The sequence below is a fragment of the Corallococcus llansteffanensis genome, assembly GCF_003612055.1.
Taxonomy (GTDB): Bacteria; Myxococcota; Myxococcia; order Myxococcales; family Myxococcaceae; genus Corallococcus; species Corallococcus llansteffanensis.
Genome location: NZ_RAWB01000880.1, coordinates 1 through 2,553, shown reverse-complemented (window position 1 = coordinate 2,553; position 2,553 = coordinate 1). Strand labels below are relative to the sequence as shown.

At 72.2% G+C, this 2,553-nt stretch carries 2 protein-coding genes; both read right to left on the bottom strand.

Annotated features, from left to right (window positions below):
* Positions 1-1,986, bottom strand: a 1,986-nt coding sequence (locus tag D7V93_RS41590) for a VIT domain-containing protein (protein ID WP_120648505.1), incomplete at its 3' end; no start/stop codon positions are given.
* Positions 1,983-2,465: a MerR family transcriptional regulator gene (locus tag D7V93_RS41585; protein ID WP_120648504.1), complete on the bottom strand. Its 483-nt coding sequence runs from the start codon at positions 2,463-2,465 to the stop codon at positions 1,983-1,985. The genes D7V93_RS41590 and D7V93_RS41585, both read right to left, overlap by 4 nt.
* Positions 2,466-2,553: the final 88 nt, after the last annotated feature.

Below are 2,553 nucleotides of genomic sequence, written 5' to 3'. Positions count from 1 at the left end.
TCCCCGGGGACCGGCCGACACGGAAGGCGGCGCGCCGGGGGCACGGTCGCGTGCGGCCTTCGTCGAGCGCATGGGCGGCATGGGCTTGCTGGGCAGGCCCTGCAGGAGGACGTCGCCCTCGGGAGCGCTGTCGTCATCCATCTCACCGGGGCTGACGCTGCCGAACATGCTCCAGCCCTGGGGCGCGTTCACCGGCACGACGCGCGTCTCCGGCGTGCCCGACGCACGGCGCTCACCCTGGCGCTCCTCCACCACCACGAAGGACGTGTACTTCGTGGCGAGCTGGTGCTCGATGGCGAGCCGCACGATGCGGTCCTTCATCGCGTCCGCGCGCCGGCCCACGAGGCCCGCGTCCAGCCAGCCCCGGATGCGCTCGGCGGCCCACAACTTCTCCACCACCGGGCGGTCCGACAGGGACGGCAGGTCCAGCCGCACCGTGAGGGAGAAGGGCTCCCGGCCCGAGCGCCCCTTCAACGTCACGCTGCCCGTGCCCGCCTGCGCATAGCGCCCGAAGAGCGTCCAGGGCGTGCCGTCCACCAGCGGCGGCAGGGTGGCCGGAGCCAGCTCACTGGCCTCCACGCCGTCGAAGCGGACCTCCAGGTCGGTGACGCGCGGGGCGAGCGCCCGGGAGAACTGCGCCACCACCTTGTCGTCGATGCGCTCTCCGGGGTGGATGAACTCCACCGCGCCGTCCGTGCGCCGCGCCAGGTCGCGCAGGAGCACGTCGCTCACGTTGGTGCCGATGCCGAACGAGAACACCCGTCCCGCCCTGCGCGCGCCGAGCACCGCTTCGAGGATCTCTGACTCGTTGCCCACCTGTCCGTCCGTCAGCAGCACCACCACGCCGTCCGGGGCCGTCTTCATCGCGGTGACGAGCGGCTCCAGCAGCTCCGTGCCGCCACTGGCGCGCAGCCCGGCGACCCACGCGTCCGCCTGCTCCAGCGTGCGCTGGGTGAAGAGCACCGGCTCCGGGGCGAAGCTCCGGAAGGAGCTCTCGAAGGCGATGACGTTGAAGCGGTCGCCCTCGCGCAGGTGGCGCAGGCACAGCCGGAGCGCGGCCTGGGCCTGGGGCATGCTGCTTCCCTCCATGGAGCCGGAGGTGTCCACGACGAACACCACCTCCTGGCGGGGCGGCGCCGTCGCCAGGTTCAGCAGGTCCGGCACCACCGTGAGCGCGAACGTGCCCGGCCCTTCCGCCTTCCGGTGGGCGACGACGGGGGTGAGCATGACGTCCGGGTTGGCGTTGCGCAGCGTGAGCACCACGTCCCGGTCCAGCGTCACCTCGCCGGCACCCCGGCGCACGTGGTCCCGCTGGAGGTTCACGCGCGTGCGGGTGCCCTCCCGGGTGAGCAGGAGCGGGTGGGACGGGCTCTCCACCACCACCTCACCGCCCACGTCGATGAGCAGGTCCATTCGCAGCCCGTAGTCCGGGTTCCCCTGGGGCGGGGAGATGCGGTCCGCGTCCGGCACCCGCGTCGTCGGGGCCGCGCTGCCGTGCGACGTGCGGTCCCCCTTCACGGCGCCGGGCATGTACCGGGGCGCCACCAGCGTGGGCAGCATCCAGCGCACGCTGCCCTCCTCCGCGGTGAGGGCCTGCAGGAACTCCACCTCCACGAGCGTCTCCTCGCCCGGCAGCAGGTTGCCCACCTGCGCGGTGAAGACGTTGGAGCGCTCCTGGTCCAGCAGCGCCGCGCCATGGCCCTCGGTGATGGCGGTGTCGTAGGCGCGGAAGGCCTCCTCGCGCTCCTTCACCACCCCTGCCACGCGGCGGCCCGCGCACGTCATCGAGAAGGCGCTGAGCGTCGCGTCCGAGGGCAAGGGGAAGGTGTAGACGGCCTCCACCGGCTTCTTCTCGTCGTTGCGGTAGCGCTGCGTCACCCGCACCCGCGCGTGACCTCCGAGCAGCTCGCCGGAGACTTCCACCCCTTGCAGGGGCACCTGGGCCCCGTCGCGCGTGAACAGCCCACACTTCGCCTGCTCGTTCATGACTGCTTCCCTTCTTCGGATTCCTCGATGAGGGCGCGCACCCGCTCCGCCAGCGCCCGGACCTTCGCTTCAGCATGCTCCGACACGTGCAATTCCAACCCCGGCGCCAGGAGCCAGCGCTGGTAACGCGCCACCTCCACCGTCGGGTCTTTTCCCGGAAGCCGCGGGGCCGGCCGGGGGGGCGTTTCGGGCAGCGGCGCCGGGAGCACCGGCGTCTCCGCCAGCCGCCGCAGCTCCTCCGGCGACAACCGCAGCAACTCCACCTGGATGGCGTCCAGTGGCAGGAACCGCGCCTGGAGCACCCGGATGGCCTTGAGCCGCACCAGGTGCTCCTCGCCATACACGGTGTCCGGCCCCTTGAAGGGGGGCGCGGGCAGGAGGCCCCGCTGGACGTAGTAGCGGACCGTGCGCGGCGAAACGCCGACCGCCTCCGCCAGCGTGGTCAGCTTCCACTCCGTCTGTGTCTTGGGCGTGCTCACACCCTGACAGTAGGTCCCGACAGTCTTGGTGTCAAGTCGTCAGTGTCGATTCGCCACGGCGGGTGTCGGGATGGGACGGGGTGGCGGC